This window comes from Hymenobacter siberiensis (assembly GCF_018967845.1).
GTDB classification, from domain to species: Bacteria; Bacteroidota; Bacteroidia; order Cytophagales; family Hymenobacteraceae; genus Hymenobacter; species Hymenobacter siberiensis.
In genome coordinates this window covers 2670701-2685688 of sequence record NZ_JAHLZZ010000001.1, presented here as the reverse complement: position 1 = coordinate 2685688, position 14988 = coordinate 2670701, and the positions used below count along the sequence as shown (strand labels likewise).

Genomic DNA, 14988 nt, shown 5'->3' with positions numbered 1-14988 from the left:
TTGGCCAGGCCCAGTGCGGCTGTAAGCAGCAACATCCAGGAAATAATCCGCCCCTGTCGGTTTCCAGCCTTGGCCGCGCGGATTTCGCCGTTCAGGCCCAGCGTGTTAGCCACCGCTCGCAAGTCGAAGGGCAACAGGGTATTCAGCTGGCTTTTAATGCCGATTAAATTTGCCGTCAGGGTGGCAGCCGACAATCAGTTGTGCTCGGCGTACTGGCCCAGCAGGCCGGGCAGCACCGCTCCCACCAGCATTAGCAGCGTGCTGGCCGTGGTGCGCTTCACCTAGGCGTAGTGGCTCACCGAAACTGCAATGGTTTGCCAGGAATTGCCGAATAACACCAGCAGCAGCGTTTCACCCTGCATAAGGGCGCTGTTGGCGGCAGTGCCACTGCCCAGGATGCCCAGCATCCCGGGCACGCTGCCCAACCCGTACAGCGTTGTTTGATACGCCCGGTTATTGCATTCAAAAATGCAGCTGGGCATCGCAGGTTTGGGCCTGTCGGGCCATACCACCCATCATCACGGGAAGCACGCCGTCGAGGGCACGCTTCATCCCCTTCTCGCCCTCGCCCAGACGCGTAGCCAGGTGGCTAATCAGTCCCCGGGGGAAGGTCCGGGCAATGGTAGTGAACAGTGAGGACATTGTAAAACAGGAAGATGGGGTAGAATCTTTCTCGCGGTAGAAATGCAAAACAGCTTCAGTATTAGCATTACTTAGGCGACAGAGCCACCCTTTTAACCGACCAACATCAATTACCGCCTGCCGAAAGAAATCAACCTGTTGCTTTCCCTTCCAGTAAACCGCAAATACACCGCCGTGGGGCCATTCATCCCCCTACCAACTTCCGGAAAATGGCCCGGCCACTTGCCGGGCCATTTTCGATTGGTTAGTCATCCTCATAGTCAAGACCGAGGCAGCTGTTTAGCGCCTGAAGCAGCTCGCTGGCGGCGTGCTGCTGGCCGGCGGCGCGGGCCACTTTCAGGCCGGTGCGGTACACTTTCTCGGCCTCATCTTTTTTACCAAACTGTTCCAACAACTTGCCGGCGTGGTAGTAAGTCCCCACGTAGTCGGAATGCTCGGTTAATAATTTGTTGTAAAATTCCCAGGCCCGCTCCGGCTCCTGGGCACGGTATTCGGTTGCCAGGGCATATATAGTGAAGGCATCGGTGGGGTCATCGGCATGGAAAGCCAATAACTGTTGCAAACGCGTGGCGGGAGTATTCATTAGGGCAGGAGTTTTGTTTACCTTTGGGGCAAAATTGCGGCTTTTCTGCCGCATATCCCCTGATAAAGATTGGCTGCCGGAAACCGGCAAGCCAGTGTTGGTTGTTATGCATGCAGCCTTTTAAATTCGATTTCGCCACCCTAATCCCGCTTAGATGAAGTTTCTGGTTTGTATTTCCAACGTGCCCGACACGACCACCAAAATCGCCTTCACCCCTGATAACAAGGAGTTCAACAAGGCCGGGGTGCAGTTCGTAATCAACCCCTGGGATGAGTACGCCCTCACCCGCGCCATCGAGCTGAAGGAAGCCGCCGGTAGTGGCACTGTCACCGTCCTCAACGTGGGCGAAGCCGACACCGAGCCCAACATCCGCAAGGCCCTGGCCATTGGGGCTGATGATGCCATCCGGGTGAACGCCGCGCCGCAGGATGCCTACTTCGTGGCCGAGCAAATTGCCGCCATCGCCAAAGAAGGTGCCTACGACGTGATTTTGATGGGCAAGGAAAGCATCGACTACAACGGCTTCCAGGTGCACGGCATGGTGGGCGAGATGCTCGGCATTCCGACCGTGGCCCCGGCCATGAAGCTGGACATGAGCGGCAACACCGCCACGCTGGAGCGCGAAATTGAAGGCGGCAAGGAAATCGTGACCGTGAACACGCCTTTCGTGGCCTCGTGCCAGCAGCCCATGTGCGAGCCCCGCATCCCCAACATGCGCGGCATCATGACGGCCCGCACCAAGCCCCTGAAAGTAGTGCCCGCCATTGGCGAGCCCGCCCGCACCACCGTAGCCGAGTTTGCCTTGCCGCCCAAAAAGCAGGGCGTAAAGCTCATCGATGCTGAGAATGCCGGCGAGCTCATCAAGCTGCTGCGCAACGAAGCGAAAGTCATTTAAAGGGAGTTAAGAGTTAAAAGTTATGAGTTAAGAGTTGGCTATGAGTCAATTCGAGCTCCGACTGGCAACTCTTAACTCATAACTTTTAACTCTTAACTCAAAGACATGTCAGTATTAGTTGTAGTTGAATGCGCCGACGGCGAAGTAAAAAAGTCGTCGCTCGAAGTAGCCTCTTACGGGGCGCAGGTGGCTGCCCAGCTGGGCACCACGGCCACGGCCATTGCCGTAGGCCACGCCAATGAAACCAACCTGGCCAAGCTGGGCGAGCAGGGCATCACGAAAGTGCTGTTCGACGCCGAGCCCCGCCTCAAGGACTTCGTGAACAACGCCTACACCAAGCTCATTGCCACGGCAGCCGAGCAGGAGCAGGCCAAAATCATCGTGCTGGCCAATTCCAACATTGGCGCGGCGGTGGGCTCGCGCCTGTCGGTGCGGCTGAAGGCCAGCCTGGCCACCAACGTGGTAGAGCTGCCAAAAATCGCCGGCGACCAATTCACGGTGAAGCGCGGCGCATTCTCGGGCAAGGCGTTTTCGGACGTGGTGCTGAGCGGCGACCGCAAAATCATCGCCGTGAAAAAGAACTCGACCGAGGCCAAGCACGATGCCGGCAAAACGGCCGAAGTTGTGAGTTTCGCAGCCCAGCTGTCGGACGCTGACTTTGCTGATGCGCCCACGCAGGTTATCATGCAGGACCAGGCCGGTGGCGTGCTCCTGCCCGAAGCCGCGCTCGTAGTATCGGGCGGCCGGGGCATGAAAGGCCCGGAGAACTGGGGCCTCATTGAGGACCTGGCCAAGGCACTGGGCGCGGGCACGGCCTGCTCCAAGCCCGTGTCGGACGTAGACTGGCGCCCTCACCACGAGCACGTGGGCCAGACCGGCATCACCATCTCGCCGAACCTGTACATTGCCTGCGGCATTTCGGGGGCCATCCAGCACCTGGCCGGCGTGAATAGCTCGAAGGTGATTGTGGTCATCAACAAAGACCCGGAAGCTCCTTTCTTTAAGGCGGCCGATTATGGCATCGTGGGCGACGTTTTTGACATATTGCCCAAGCTAACCGCGGCTGTGAAGGCCCTCAACTAAGGTCTACGTGTAGGCATTGGGGACCCGGTCCGGTGGTTTTCGCAAGAAGGCCGCGGCCCGGGTCCCCAATCTTTTTTTAGCATTTCTGGTTTCTACGGCAGATTTTGGCCGCAGATACCCGGACTTTTCTTTATTTGCACGTACATCCTCTCTACCGGCTTCGGCCCGGCCCTTCCCTCCTTTCCGCTTCCAAGACACCCAGTTCCTTATTCCCTTGAAAAAAATCCAGCTTGAAATCCTGGGGCTTTCGTCCAGCCAGTCGCAATCTGGCTCCTTCGCGCTGATTCTGGGCGAGAAGGGCGGCAACCGCCGCTTGCCCATTATCATTGGCATGTTTGAAGCGCAAAGCATTGCTATTCAGATAGAAAAGATTAGCCCCAATCGCCCTCTTACCCACGACCTGTTCAAATCCTTTGCCGAGCATGTGCACGTGGTGATTCTGGAGGTGGTGATTTCCGACCTCAAAGAAGGCGTTTTCTATTCGCGCATTGTGTGCTCCGACGGGGCCACGACGTTCGATATCGACGCCCGGCCTTCCGATGCCATTGCCATTGGCCTGCGCTTCGGCGTGCCTATTTATACCGTGGAAAGCGTGCTGAGCGAAGCCGGCATCATCCTTTCTGACCTCGACGAAGCCGAAAGCGAAGCCGAAGAAGATGAGGATGACGAGGACGACGACACCGATACGAACTCGCCCCGCGCCAGTCGCGCCCAGCCCGAGCCCCGCGACCCCAGTGGCCAGGTTTCGATGGAAGAGTTATCAAAAATGCTGTCTGAAGCCCTCAACCGCGAGGACTACGAAAAGGCCGCCAAAATCCGCGACGAGCTGAACAAGCGCAACGGCTAATACTGCCGATTGAACCGATTTTAGTGAGTTGAACGGGTTCGTTGCAGGTCCGTTCCTTATCAGTGCAAGCGCCACCCCATTTTGGGGTGGTGTTTTTGCTTACTTCGCAGTTATGAGCCCTACTTCCGATGACCTGCTGCGCTACCCCATTGGCCGGCCGCAGCTGCCTGCCGGCCCCCTCGCCCCTACCGAGCGTACGGCCCTGATTCAGCAGCTGGCCGAGCTTCCGGGCCGGCTCACGGCCATGGCGCGCCGGGTGGGCGGCGAAGGCCTGCAACGCCCCTACCGCCCCGGTGGCTGGACCGGCCGCCAGGTAATTCACCACGTGGCCGACTCGCACATGAACTGCTACTTCCGCTACCGCCTGGCCCTGACGGAGGACAACCCCACCATCCGGCCCTACGACGAAGCGGCCTGGGCCAGGCTGCCCGATGTGGCCGCCACGCCCATTACCGTGTCGCTCACGCTGCTGGAGGCCCTGCATTCGCGCTGGGTTACGCTCTTGCAGCACCTCACGGAAGTGCAATGGCAGCGCACCTTCTACCACCCCGGCAACCAGCGCGAATCGACCCTCGACCAGGCCCTGGCCCTGTATGCCTGGCACGGCCAGCACCATCTGGCGCACTTGGAATCACTGATTGCCGCTGATTAACCGTGATTTCGCTGATTATTTTTCAGCTACGGTTTGGTTTGCGCTGAAGATTCCGCTGATTACTATGCAAAAAGGCCGCTCATTGAGCGGCCTTTTTGCATAGTAATCAGCGGAATCACGGTTAATCAGCGGCAATCAGTGATTTCAGATACCGCCGCCGGACTCACTTTCTTCGGCGAAAGCGGCCATGCCGCCTTCGGTTTCGTCGTCGACGCGCTTGGCGGCGCGTACGAGGCTACTGCTGAAGATAAATTCGCGCAGCTCGGGGACTTTGGCGTTCAGAATTTCTTCCTTGGTACCGTCCCAAAGTTTTTTGCCCTGGTGCAGGAAAATGATGTGCTCACCAATCTCAATCACCGAGTTCATATCGTGGGTTACGATGACGGTGGTGATGTCATATTCGTGGGTGATTTCGTAGATGAGATTGTCGATTTTGGTGCTGGTGGCGGGGTCGAGGCCGGAGTTAGGCTCGTCGCAAAACAGGTAGGTACACTGCGGTGCAATGGCGCGGGCAATGCCCACGCGCTTCTTCATGCCGCCCGAAATTTCGGCGGGCATCTTGTTGCCGGCATTTTCCAGGCCCACGCGCTTTAGACAAAACTCGACCCGCTCGCGCCGCTCTTCGGGCGTCATTTCGGGCGTCAGCATCTGCAGCGGAAACTCTACGTTCTGGGCCACCGTCATCGAGTCGAAAAGCGCCGAACCCTGGAACAGCATCCCGATTTTGCGCCGTATTTCCTGGCGGATATCGATTTTACTGTTGGTGTACACCGTGCCATCGAAGGTGATGGAGCCGATATCGGGCTTCATCAGCCCCACAATGCACTGCAGCAGCACGCTTTTGCCCGTGCCCGAGCCGCCCAGCAGCATGTTGCACTTGCCGGTTTCAAACACGCACGAAATGCCTTTCAGCACGGGCGTGCCGTCGAAGGATTTTTCGATGTTGGATACTTCAATCATTTTGAGGGACTTGGGGTCTTGGGGACTTAGAATTTCAGGCAGGTCACAGGACTCCAAGGCATTTGATACGTTGGCATCATCGGCTGGATTAAATTCCAGCCAATTACTTTAAAACCAAGTCCTTAAGACCCTATTTTAGAGCAGCAACGCTGCCAGGGCGAAATCGGCAATGAGGATGGCGATAATGGAATTGGTAACGGCACCGGTGCTGGCCGCGCCTACTTCGAGGGCACCGCCGGTGGTGTAGTAGCCCTTGAAGGCCGAAATGCCCGATACCAAGAAGGCAAACACCACCGCCTTGATAAGGGCGAAGACGATGTTGTAGGGAATAAAATCGGTCCGAATGCCTTCGATATAATCCTGGGCCGTCATCACGCCGGTGAGGGTACCGGCCAGGTAGCCGCCCAAAATGGACAGCAGCATGGCCAGAATAACCAGCAGCGGGAACATAAGCAGCGCCGCCAGAATACGCGGCAGCACAAGGTAGGAAGTAGAATTGATGCCCATTACCTCCAGCGCCGACACCTGTTCGGTGATGCGCATGGTGCCCAGGCCGCCGGCAATGCTGCTGCCCACTTTGCCCGCCAGCACGATGCTGGTGATGGTGGGGGCCAGCTCCAGAATAGTCATTTCGCGCACCATATAGCCGATGGTGGACTGCGGAATGAGCGGATTGGTAAGGTTGTAGGCAATCTGGACGCAGGTAACGGCCCCGATAAAGGCCGACACGATGGACACAATCACAATGGAGTCGACCCCGATGAGGATGGCTTCGTCGATGGTGCGATTCCAGAGGACGCTGAACCGCTCCGTGCGCGTGACCATGCCTCGCAGGAAAAGGACAAACGAGCCGAAAGTTTTAAGCATGAGAATTTGTTGAGGAATAAAAACCGAAGTTTGGGTGCGGCTGTTGCCGCAGACGAAACTTCAGAGGCTTCGCCACCTTACGTAAAATCAGATGAACAAAGCCCAAACGAGCGAAAAATTAATTGTCGTCACCGGCGGCAGCAAAGGTATTGGTCGCGCCGTCGTGGCGCGCTTTCTAAAAGCGGGCTTTCCGGTGGCTACCTGCGCCCGCTCGGCCACCGACCTGGCCGCGCTTACAACCGAGCTGCATGCCGATGTTCCCGGGGCCGTGCTCCACACCCTGCCCGCCGACCTCAGCCAGCAGGCCGACTGCGCCCGCTTCGCGGAATTTGTGCTGGCGCTGGGCCTGCCCGTTGACGTGCTGGTGAACAACGCCGGCGCCTTTATTCCCGGCCGCCTCCAGGACGAGCCCGCCGATGGCTCGCAGCTGCGCCAGATGCTGGCCGTGAATTTATTGAGCGCCTACGACGTGACGCTGCCGCTGCTACCGGGCCTTATTGCGCGGGGCCAGGGGCACATTTTCACCATCTGCTCCACGGCCAGCATCACGGCTTACCCCAATGGCGGCTCCTACGGCATTGCCAAGCACGCGCTGCTGGGCTTCACCAAAAACCTGCGCGAGGAGCTAAAAACCAGCGGTGTGCGCGTCACGGCCGTGCTGCCCGGCCCCACGCTCACGGCCAGCTGGGCCGGCGTAGAGCTGCCCGCCGAGCGGTTTGTGCAGGCCGATGATGTAGCCGAGGCGCTGTTTTCGGCCTACTCCCTGTCGCTCCACGCCGTGGTGGAAGAGCTGCTGATTCGGCCACAGCTGGGCGATTTGGGCTAAGAGGCCATCCTATATTGGTGGGCTGCCGGCGAAAATCCGGCAGCCCGCCCATCCGATAGGCGCTGCGCCACGGGCCTACTCGGCTTTCTTGCTGCCTTTGCCGGTTATTTTAATATCCGTGAACGTGGGGGCTCCGCCGTAGAAAAGGGTGCCATTGCCGGCCACGGTGCCGCCCAGGGCGTCGCTGACTCGCACATGAGCATCGGCGTCGCTGTCGCGGGTCATATTGAAATAGCACCGTTTCAGGCTTAGGCTTTGGGCAAATAGTCGGCCCAAGCCCCCCAGGGTAAAGTTCATCTCATCGGCAGCGCCCTGCACCTTGATATCGCCCAGCTCATACAAATCGAGGAACAGCATTTTGGCTTTCACGTTGAGGTCGTAATCTCCGGCGCCCACTAAGTGAAAAAAAATGGTGTCCTGCGCGAACTGGCCCACGGTGCTGGCATTGCCCTGGCCACGCAAAAACACGTTAAGAATGCGCGGCAGGTGCAGCGTTACTTCGCGGGGCGTATCGTAGCTGCGCGCCCAGTTGCAGGTGCTGGTATTATTGATTTCCAGCGCGTTGCCTTTGCGGGTGAGCACGATGTCGCTGATGAGGTTTTCGCCGGCGCGCACCTCGGCGTAGGTCTGGGTATCCTGCACGATGCGCAGGTCCACGTTGTCGAAGGCCGTGACGGTGACCAGGCCGGCATCTACCTCGCGGCGCTGGGTGACGATGGTGCCCGTACTTTTCAGGCAATCGGTGCCGTGGCCCGGGCCACAGGTGCTCAAACCAGCCATTAGCGCGACGCCGAATCCGAGGCGGCCCAGCCGGCGCAGTATCCCAAACCCTCCCAGGCCGCTAACTTGCGGCCGCAAACTCGTTTTGCGCATAATCCCCTTACTTTTCCCAAAGATAAATGGACCTCAGCGGTAAAGTTGCCATCGTGACCGGCGCAAGCAAAGGAATCGGCCTCGCCACCGTGCAAGCCCTGTTGGCCCGCGGCGCGGCCGTGGCCGGCTGGGCCCGCTCGGCTCCCGACCATTTCACGCACGACCGATTCCAGTTTTTCGAGTGTGATGTGCAGGACGAGCACTCCATCACCGAAGCCTTCACCAACACCCAGCGCGAGCTGGGGCCGGAAATTCATGTTCTGGTAAATAATGCCGGCCTGGGCATCATGGGCGACGTGGACGGTTTCCGGACCGAAGACTGGAAAACGATGTTCGATACTAACGTGCTGGGCACTTTCCTGTGCACCCGCGCCGTGCTGCCCCAGATGAAGCAGCAGCAACAGGGCCACGTTGTGAATGTGGCCTCGCTGGCCGGTACGGCGGGCTCGGCCGGCATGTCGGGCTACTGCGCCACGAAGTTTGCGGTTCGGGGCTTTTCCGATTCGCTGTTCAAGGAAGTGCGGCCGGATGGTATCCGCGTGACCTGCGTAATGCCCGGCTCGGTAGAAACTAACTTCAACGGCAAAGAGCCCGGCCTCACGCCCGACCCGCACAAGATGCAACCGGAGGATATTGCCGCCGCCATTGTGCACGCGGTTGAAGCGCCGGACACGACGATGATTTCGGAGATTCAGCTGCGGCCGGCTAACGTGAAGTAAGTTGAACGTCATGCAGAGCGCAGCGAAGCATCTTTACCTCAATACTAATTAATTACTTGTGCGGTAAAGATGCTTCGCTGCGCTCTGCATGACGTTCTCTCCCCCAACCAAGCACTATCACATGGTAGAAATCGAGCACCTGACCAAAACCTACGGCACCCAAAACGCCGTGGACAACATCAGCTTCACGGCGGGCAAGGGTGAAATTGTGGGCTTCCTCGGGCCGAATGGCGCGGGCAAAAGCACCACCATGAAAATTGCCACCGGCTACCTCCCGCCCACCGCCGGCACGGTGCGGGTGGCTGGCTACGATGTGCTGGTTGACAGCCTGGAAGTGCGCCGGCACGTGGGCTACCTGCCCGAGCACAACCCGCTCTACCTCGACATGTACGTGCACGAATACCTCGAATTCATTGGCTCGGTGCACGGCCTGCGCGGCTCCGGCCTGCGCACCCGCGTGGCCGAGCTAGTTCGCCGCGTGGGCCTGAGCCGCGAACAGAACAAGCAAATCGGCGCGCTCAGCAAGGGCTACCGGCAGCGGGTGGGCCTCGCCCAGGCCCTCATTCACAACCCCGACGTGCTCATTCTCGACGAGCCCACCACCGGCCTCGACCCTAACCAGATTCTGGAAATCCGCCAGCTCATCCGCGAAGTGGGCGAGGATAAAACCGTCATTTTCAGCACTCACATTCTGCCCGAAGTCACGGCCCTGTGCTCCCGCGTGCTCATCATCAGTCGGGGCAAGCTGGTGGCCGACAGCCCGGTAGCTGAGCTAGCCGCCCGTGCCGCTGGCGAAACCGTGGTGCGTGCCGAGTTCGAAGGCCTGGTTGATACTACTAAGCTGGCCCAGCTCCCCGGCGTGCGCCACGTAGAGGCCGCGCCCGATGGCGCCGTCCTGCTCCGCACCGCACCGGGCGTGGACGTACGCGCCGCCGTGTCACGCCTGGCCGGGCAGGAAGGCTGGATTCTGCTGGGGCTGCGGCAGGAGCAGCAGAGCCTGGAGGAGGTGTTTGGAGAATTGACGAAGTAAGAACGAGAAACAGAACGGCTACCAGGAAAGTCATGCTGAGCTTCTCGAAGCATCTCTACCTCAATACTAATTAATTACTCTCGCTGTAGAGATGCTTCGGCTGCGCTCAGCATGACGTTCAGAATACCAGAATGCTCACCATCCTCCAAAAAGAATTCAACGCCTTCCTGAACTCCCCCGTGGCCTACGTGGTGCTGGGGGTTTTCCTGATTGCGACAGGCCTGTTCGTCTGGGTTTTCCCCGATAGCAGCGTCCTCGACTACGGCTACGCCGACCTGCAAACGCTCTTCAATCTGGCCCCGTGGATATTCCTGTTCCTGATTCCGGCCATCACCATGCGCACGTTTGCGGAAGAGAAAAAGGCCGGTACCATTGAGCTGCTGCTGACCCGCCCGCTCACGGACGGGCAGATAATCGGAGGCAAGTATTTGGCCTGCCTGCTGCTGGCGCTGCTGGCGCTGGTGCCCACGCTGCTCTACTACTACTCGGTGTACAAGCTGGGCAGCCCTGAGGGCAATATTGATTCGGCGGCCACGGTCGGTTCCTATTTAGGCTTGGCGTTGCTGGCGGCGGTATTCGCAGCCATTGGCATTCTGGCCTCGGCGCTCACGCGTGACCAGATTATTGCTTTTTTAGTGGCCGTGGTGGGCTGTTTTCTGATTTATTCGGGGTTCGATTCTTTGGCCTCGGTGCTGCAGGGCAGCGCGGCCTATTACGTGAGTCAGCTGGGAATTGCGGCGCACTACCGCGACCTCAGCAAAGGGCTGATTGACTCGCGGGATTTGGTCTATTTTTTCAGCGTAGTTGCGGTGGCTTTACAGGCGACACGACTGGCTTTACGGAGTCGTAACTGGTAATGGAAAATACGTTGACTACTTCCCCGACTCCAGTTCCTACACCGTCCTCCCGCAAGCAGCGCGATTTGCTCACTTTTGCCACCATCATTGGCGGGCTCTTGCTTTTTAATTTCGTGGCCCAGCGCTTCTTTTTTCGGCTCGATTTGACGGAAGAAAAACGCTACACTATGTCGCCGGCCACCAAAACGCTGCTGCGCGACCTCAAGCAGCCGGTCACCGTCACGGTGTACCTCACCGGCGATTTCCCGCCCGCTTTCCGCCGCCTGGAGCAGGGCGTGCGCGAAACCCTGACCGAATTCCAGGTCTACGGCGGGGCCAACCTGAACTACATTTTCATCGACCCCAGCGCCGGTAGCACCGAAGCCGCCCGCAACGCCTTCTACCAAACCCTTTTCAAAAAGGGCCTGAAACCCACCAACCTCGGGGCCACCGAAAACGGCAAGCGGGTCGAGAAAATCATTTTTCCCTACGCCGTGGTGAGTGTGGGCGGGCACGATAAAAGCGTGCTGCTGCTGCGCGGCAACCAGGCCGCCCCAGCCGAGGTGCGCCTCAACCAAAGCATTGAAGGGCTGGAATACGAGCTGGCCAGCACCATCCGCACGCTGGTACCGGCGCTGCGCAAGCGCATCGGCGTGGTGGAAGGCCACGGCGAGCTCACCAACGTGCAGGCCGGCGACATCCTCGGCACCTGGCAGCAGCAGTACGACGTGTTCCGCGTCACGCTGAGCAAGGTGAAGGACCTGAGCGCGCTCGATGCCATCGTGGTGGCCCAGCCCAAAACGCCTTATTCCGAGGACGATAAATTCAAGCTCGACCAGTTCATCACCCAGGGCGGCCGGGCCATGTTCTTCGTCGATGCCCTGCGTGTGGACCTCGACAGCGTGGCCCGCAACGGTGTCGCATTAGCTACCCCCTACGAACTCAATCTCGACGACCTGTTTTTTAAATACGGCCTGCGCCTCAACCAGAACCTGCTCCTCGACCTGAACAGCGGCCAGATTCCACTCGTGACCGGCATGGACGGCAATAAGCCCAAAATCGAGCCCATGCCCTGGCAGCTCTACCCGCTCATCAACAAGTTCAGCCCCCACCCCATCACCCGCAACCTCGACGCGGTGTACCTGAAATTCGTGGGTAACCTCGACACGGTGCAGGCCCGTGGCATCCGCAAAACCGCCCTGATGAGCACCTCGCGCTACACCCGCGTGCTGCCCGCCCCGGTGCCCATCAACTTCAACGACGCCCGCCTCGAACCCAATCCCAAGCTCTACCAAAAGGGTTTCCAGCCGGTGGCCTACCTGCTCGAAGGCCAGTTCACCTCGCTCTTCGCCAACCGCGCCCGGCCCGGCACCCTCCAGTTCCAGCCCGAAAAACCGGCCAACGCCCGGTCCAGCAAAGTCCTGGTTATCTCCGATGGCGACATCATCCGCTCCGACATCGACCCCAAAACCGGCAACCCCTACCGCCTGGGCTTCGACCGCCTCGCCAACACCGAATTCGCCAACCGCGAGCTGGTCCTGAACGCTACCGATTACCTGCTCGACGACACCGGCCTCATCGCCGTACGCGGCAAGCAAATCACCCTCCGCCCCCTCGACAAAGTGAAGCTGGCCGAGCAACGCCGCCGCTGGCAGCTGCTGAACCTAGGCGCGCCGCTGGTGCTATTGGGGTTGTTTGGGGCCGTACGGGCGTGGCGACGCAAGCGGCGCTATGCGGGGTTTACAAATTTATGACATTAGTTGAGCACCCAAATCCCAACTCAGTTACCGAAAAGTACGGAAGCGTTATTTGGAGAGATTCTGGGCCAAGCATTTATAGCCCTGTTTTTTGTTGCCGTCGGATTCGGGTATTTGTACTTGCGCTTCCGTAACCGGGTAAGAGTGAAAGATGTGCTGGCAAAGAAGCATGAAAACAGCTATGCAAATGCTGGTATGGCTGTTGCGCTCAACAGTGTAGCAATCATTGGAAATGCCCTAGTGTTTTTTTGATGATTGTGCCACTGCTCCATTGGCTGAACGGCTACTGGACGGGGCACTGAACCACCCACAATCACATCATGCGCTAGGTGAATAGCACGCCGTGCGGGTTGGCGCAGGTCTGGCGGCTTATCAAATCGTTGATTCGCCAGTCCGAGGCCCGACGCGGGACCGAGGACTGCGCAGTCCTCATCGTCGATAATTCGGTATTGAGAAAGGTGCATACGAATTTCAACAAGCTGATTTGTTAGCACTTGCACCACTGACAGCAGTACTATGTCAAGGAACTGCGCTTCGTCAGCCTACTCTACCAGGCGGGGGCGTAAGCCACGCCCATCGCCGTCGAGTTGGTGCGCCGTGGTAGAGAATATGACCCTGATACGGCCGCGTCTATTTGCGCCGATTAAGAGGCGGTCTACGAAACCAGGCAAGTCTTTACAAACCAAGACAGCAGCCGGGGTATCCTATATCTGGTCAGCAGCGAAACCGACTTAGCCCACACTTAACTCACCACGATTAACCAAAAATGGTGGAAAGCAAAGGAATACCACAAGTCACTCAAACAGAACGCCTCGATGGGCAAATCGCCCATTGAAATTCTGACAACGCAGGCTACTCATTCCTTTGCCGCTGTGCTGGCCCCCACACGAAACTCGAAGTATTCAAACTCAAATGTGTGGTATCAGGCATTTTCGTCTCAAAGCTCAACTGACCGCTGTCGGCTTAGAAACCATATACCATCAATTCCGCCAACTCACTGCGTGACATAAGCTACTAGTACGCCAAAAAAAGATAACTCTTTGTTCAACATGGACGTTACCATGGAGATTAAGTCCACTTTAATCCCGGAATCATGAAAGCTATTGTCTATTACGGCCCCTTGGATGTGAGAGTATCCGACAAGCCCGACCCTAAAATTGAGCAACCCACCGACGTATTAGTCCAGGTTACCACCACCAATATTTGCGGCTCCGACCTGCACATGTACGAAGGCCGTACCAACATGGAAACCGGCCGAATTTTTGGCCACGAGAACCTGGGACGGGTCATTGAGGTCGGTAAGTCGGTAGTACATGTTAAAGTGGGTGATATGGTGTGTATGCCTTTTAATATTGGCTGTGGCCATTGCAAAAATTGCGAGCGCAAACTCACCGCTTTTTGCCTGACGATGAACCCCGGTTTTGCCGGTGCGGCCTATGGCTTTGCCGGCATGGGGCCGTATGAGGGCGGGCAGGCAGAATACCTGCGCGTTCCGTACGGTGATTTTAATTGCCAGATATTGCCGGAGGATGCCAGCGAGAAGGAAAACGATTACGCCATGCTTTCCGACATCTTCCCGACGGGCTACCACGCCACGGAACTGGCGGGGGTGAAACCGGGCGATTCGGTGGTTATTTACGGCGCTGGGCCGGTCGGACTCATGGCCACGCTGTCTGCCCGCATAAAAGGAGCCGACAAAATTATGGTCGTGGACAGCCACCCCGACCGATTAAAACTGGCCAAGGAATTTGGCGGCATACCCATTGATTTTACGAAGGGCTCCGCTGTTGACCAAGTACTGGACTTAACAGACGGGCAGGGTGCTGACCGGGGCTGCGAATGCGTGGGCTACCAATGTTGCAACAAACACGGCAAAGAACAATCGAACGTAACGATGAACGAGCTGGTCCAGGCAGTGAAAGCGACCGGCTCGATTGGCGTAGTGGGGGTTTTTGTGACGGAAGACCCGAAGTCCAAAGAGGAACTGCAGAAAAAAGGCCACATGGACTTCGACTTCGGCAGCTTCTGGATGAAGGGGCAAAGCATCGCAACGGGCCAAGCCAATGTAAAATCATACAACCGGGAGCTTTGCGCGCTGATTTCTTCCGGTAAAGCCAAGCCTGCCGCCATCGTTTCCCACGAGCTCTCCCTGGATGAGGCCCCCGATGCGTACAAGCACTTTAATACCCGCGATGACGGATGGACCAAAGTGGTACTGAAACCCGGCAAAACGAGCCGCAAAAAGGATTAAGCACAAGGCAGGAAACAAAAGCCAAGCCTTAATTAAAATAACGGCCAGTGGAAGGATAGCTCCTTCCACTGGCCGTTATTTTAATTAAGGCTTGGCCTAACACGAACCAGTAACGTGTTGACCTTAACACCGCAACCGCACCAGTTCTTGCCCGATGGGCCACGTTT

Annotated in this window: 17 protein-coding genes and 1 pseudogene; 12 read left to right on the top strand and 6 right to left on the bottom strand. The window is 58.0% G+C overall.

The features are described from left to right. Window positions 1-281 precede the first annotated feature (281 nt). From KQ661_RS11615 to KQ661_RS11605, 3 genes are all read right to left on the bottom strand, one after another. The gene (locus tag KQ661_RS11615) at window positions 282-482 is read right to left on the bottom strand and encodes a hypothetical protein (RefSeq protein ID WP_216688511.1); all 201 of its coding nucleotides are present in this window, start codon (window positions 480-482) and stop codon (window positions 282-284) included. After that, window positions 463-642, bottom strand: coding sequence for a DUF937 domain-containing protein (locus KQ661_RS11610; protein ID WP_216727113.1), 180 nt, complete (start codon window positions 640-642; stop codon window positions 463-465). The genes KQ661_RS11615 and KQ661_RS11610 overlap by 20 nt, the downstream gene beginning before the upstream one ends. 244 nt (window positions 643-886) lie before the next feature. Next, the gene (locus tag KQ661_RS11605) at window positions 887-1225 is read right to left on the bottom strand and encodes a tetratricopeptide repeat protein (protein WP_216688510.1); all 339 of its coding nucleotides are present in this window, start codon (window positions 1223-1225) and stop codon (window positions 887-889) included. 154 nt (window positions 1226-1379) lie between these two features. On the opposite strand from KQ661_RS11605, the gene KQ661_RS11600 reads away from it, so the two are divergent. The 4 genes from KQ661_RS11600 to KQ661_RS11585 all read left to right on the top strand — a co-directional run bounded on the left by KQ661_RS11600 (window position 1380) and on the right by KQ661_RS11585 (window position 4702). Beyond that, window positions 1380-2120 (top strand): electron transfer flavoprotein subunit beta/FixA family protein, encoded by a 741-nt coding sequence (locus KQ661_RS11600; protein ID WP_168674188.1) that lies wholly within the window; start codon window positions 1380-1382, stop codon window positions 2118-2120. Window positions 2121-2225: 105 nt separating this feature from the next. Beyond that, a complete protein-coding gene (locus KQ661_RS11595; protein WP_216727112.1) occupies window positions 2226-3203 on the top strand; it encodes an electron transfer flavoprotein subunit alpha/FixB family protein in 978 nt (325 codons plus the stop codon). Between the two features lie 214 nt (window positions 3204-3417). After that, window positions 3418-4050: a bifunctional nuclease family protein gene (locus tag KQ661_RS11590; RefSeq protein ID WP_216688508.1), complete on the top strand. Its 633-nt coding sequence runs from the start codon at window positions 3418-3420 to the stop codon at window positions 4048-4050. 112 nt (window positions 4051-4162) lie between these two features. Next, window positions 4163-4702, top strand: coding sequence for a YfiT family bacillithiol transferase (locus KQ661_RS11585; protein WP_216725947.1), 540 nt, complete (start codon window positions 4163-4165; stop codon window positions 4700-4702). Between the two features lie 144 nt (window positions 4703-4846). Here KQ661_RS11585 and KQ661_RS11580 read toward each other — a convergent pair whose 3' ends face one another. Continuing rightward, complete coding sequence (locus KQ661_RS11580; protein ID WP_216688507.1) at window positions 4847-5662, bottom strand: ABC transporter ATP-binding protein; 816 nt, start codon at window positions 5660-5662, stop codon at window positions 4847-4849. Between the two features lie 135 nt (window positions 5663-5797). Beyond that, on the bottom strand, window positions 5798-6529 hold the full coding sequence (locus KQ661_RS11575) for an MlaE family ABC transporter permease (protein WP_168674183.1): 732 nt from the start codon (window positions 6527-6529) through the stop codon (window positions 5798-5800). 91 nt (window positions 6530-6620) lie between these two features. Between KQ661_RS11575 and KQ661_RS11570 the strand changes: the two genes are divergently transcribed. Beyond that, entirely contained in the window at window positions 6621-7355 is a 735-nt protein-coding gene (locus tag KQ661_RS11570) for an SDR family oxidoreductase (RefSeq protein WP_216727111.1), read from the top strand. 75 nt (window positions 7356-7430) lie between these two features. On the opposite strand, the gene KQ661_RS11565 is transcribed toward KQ661_RS11570, so the two are convergent. Beyond that, window positions 7431-8126 (bottom strand): GIN domain-containing protein, encoded by a 696-nt coding sequence (locus KQ661_RS11565; RefSeq protein ID WP_216688505.1) that lies wholly within the window; start codon window positions 8124-8126, stop codon window positions 7431-7433. Between the two features lie 128 nt (window positions 8127-8254). On the opposite strand from KQ661_RS11565, the gene KQ661_RS11560 reads away from it, so the two are divergent. From KQ661_RS11560 to KQ661_RS11535, 7 genes and pseudogenes are all read left to right on the top strand, one after another. Further along, window positions 8255-8947, top strand: coding sequence for an SDR family oxidoreductase (locus tag KQ661_RS11560; protein ID WP_216688504.1), 693 nt, complete (start codon window positions 8255-8257; stop codon window positions 8945-8947). Window positions 8948-9035: 88 nt separating this feature from the next. Then, window positions 9036-9977: a gliding motility-associated ABC transporter ATP-binding subunit GldA gene (gene gldA / locus KQ661_RS11555; RefSeq protein ID WP_226915533.1), complete on the top strand. Its 942-nt coding sequence runs from the start codon at window positions 9036-9038 to the stop codon at window positions 9975-9977. 131 nt (window positions 9978-10108) lie between these two features. Continuing rightward, window positions 10109-10834 carry a gliding motility-associated ABC transporter permease subunit GldF gene (gldF, locus tag KQ661_RS11550; RefSeq protein WP_216688503.1) on the top strand — a complete coding sequence of 242 codons (726 nt, stop codon included), beginning with the start codon at window positions 10109-10111 and terminating at the stop codon, window positions 10832-10834. Continuing rightward, a complete protein-coding gene (gldG, locus tag KQ661_RS11545) occupies window positions 10834-12567 on the top strand; it encodes a gliding motility-associated ABC transporter substrate-binding protein GldG (protein WP_216727110.1) in 1734 nt (577 codons plus the stop codon). The genes gldF and gldG overlap by 1 nt, the downstream gene beginning before the upstream one ends. Before the next feature lie 6 nt (window positions 12568-12573). After that, the gene (locus tag KQ661_RS11540; protein WP_216727109.1) at window positions 12574-12822 is read left to right on the top strand and encodes a hypothetical protein; all 249 of its coding nucleotides are present in this window, start codon (window positions 12574-12576) and stop codon (window positions 12820-12822) included. A 10-nt stretch (window positions 12823-12832) separates the two neighbouring features. Then, a pseudogene (locus KQ661_RS23265) lies at window positions 12833-13575 on the top strand (IS701 family transposase); the annotation flags it as partial. Window positions 13576-13663: 88 nt separating this feature from the next. Next, window positions 13664-14821: a glutathione-independent formaldehyde dehydrogenase gene (locus KQ661_RS11535; protein WP_216727108.1), complete on the top strand. Its 1158-nt coding sequence runs from the start codon at window positions 13664-13666 to the stop codon at window positions 14819-14821. Window positions 14822-14988 lie beyond the last annotated feature (167 nt).

Bases quoted from the DNA above. Each gene is read 5' to 3' on its own strand.
- KQ661_RS11615 (WP_216688511.1), bottom strand. From the start codon at position 482: ATGCCCAGCTGCATTTTTGAATGCAATAACCGGGCGTATCAAACAACG.
- KQ661_RS11610 (WP_216727113.1), bottom strand. From the start codon at position 642: ATGTCCTCACTGTTCACTACCATTGCCCGGACCTTCCCCCGGGGACTG.
- KQ661_RS11605 (WP_216688510.1), bottom strand. From the start codon at position 1,225: ATGAATACTCCCGCCACGCGTTTGCAACAGTTATTGGCTTTCCATGCC.
- KQ661_RS11600 (WP_168674188.1), top strand. From the start codon at position 1,380: ATGAAGTTTCTGGTTTGTATTTCCAACGTGCCCGACACGACCACCAAA.
- KQ661_RS11595 (WP_216727112.1), top strand. From the start codon at position 2,226: ATGTCAGTATTAGTTGTAGTTGAATGCGCCGACGGCGAAGTAAAAAAG.
- KQ661_RS11585 (WP_216725947.1), top strand. From the start codon at position 4,163: ATGAGCCCTACTTCCGATGACCTGCTGCGCTACCCCATTGGCCGGCCG.
- KQ661_RS11580 (WP_216688507.1), bottom strand. From the start codon at position 5,662: ATGATTGAAGTATCCAACATCGAAAAATCCTTCGACGGCACGCCCGTG.
- KQ661_RS11575 (WP_168674183.1), bottom strand. From the start codon at position 6,529: ATGCTTAAAACTTTCGGCTCGTTTGTCCTTTTCCTGCGAGGCATGGTC.
- KQ661_RS11570 (WP_216727111.1), top strand. From the start codon at position 6,621: ATGAACAAAGCCCAAACGAGCGAAAAATTAATTGTCGTCACCGGCGGC.
- KQ661_RS11560 (WP_216688504.1), top strand. From the start codon at position 8,255: ATGGACCTCAGCGGTAAAGTTGCCATCGTGACCGGCGCAAGCAAAGGA.
- gldA (WP_226915533.1), top strand. From the start codon at position 9,036: ATGACGTTCTCTCCCCCAACCAAGCACTATCACATGGTAGAAATCGAG.
- gldF (WP_216688503.1), top strand. From the start codon at position 10,109: ATGCTCACCATCCTCCAAAAAGAATTCAACGCCTTCCTGAACTCCCCC.
- gldG (WP_216727110.1), top strand. From the start codon at position 10,834: ATGGAAAATACGTTGACTACTTCCCCGACTCCAGTTCCTACACCGTCC.
- KQ661_RS11535 (WP_216727108.1), top strand. From the start codon at position 13,664: ATGAAAGCTATTGTCTATTACGGCCCCTTGGATGTGAGAGTATCCGAC.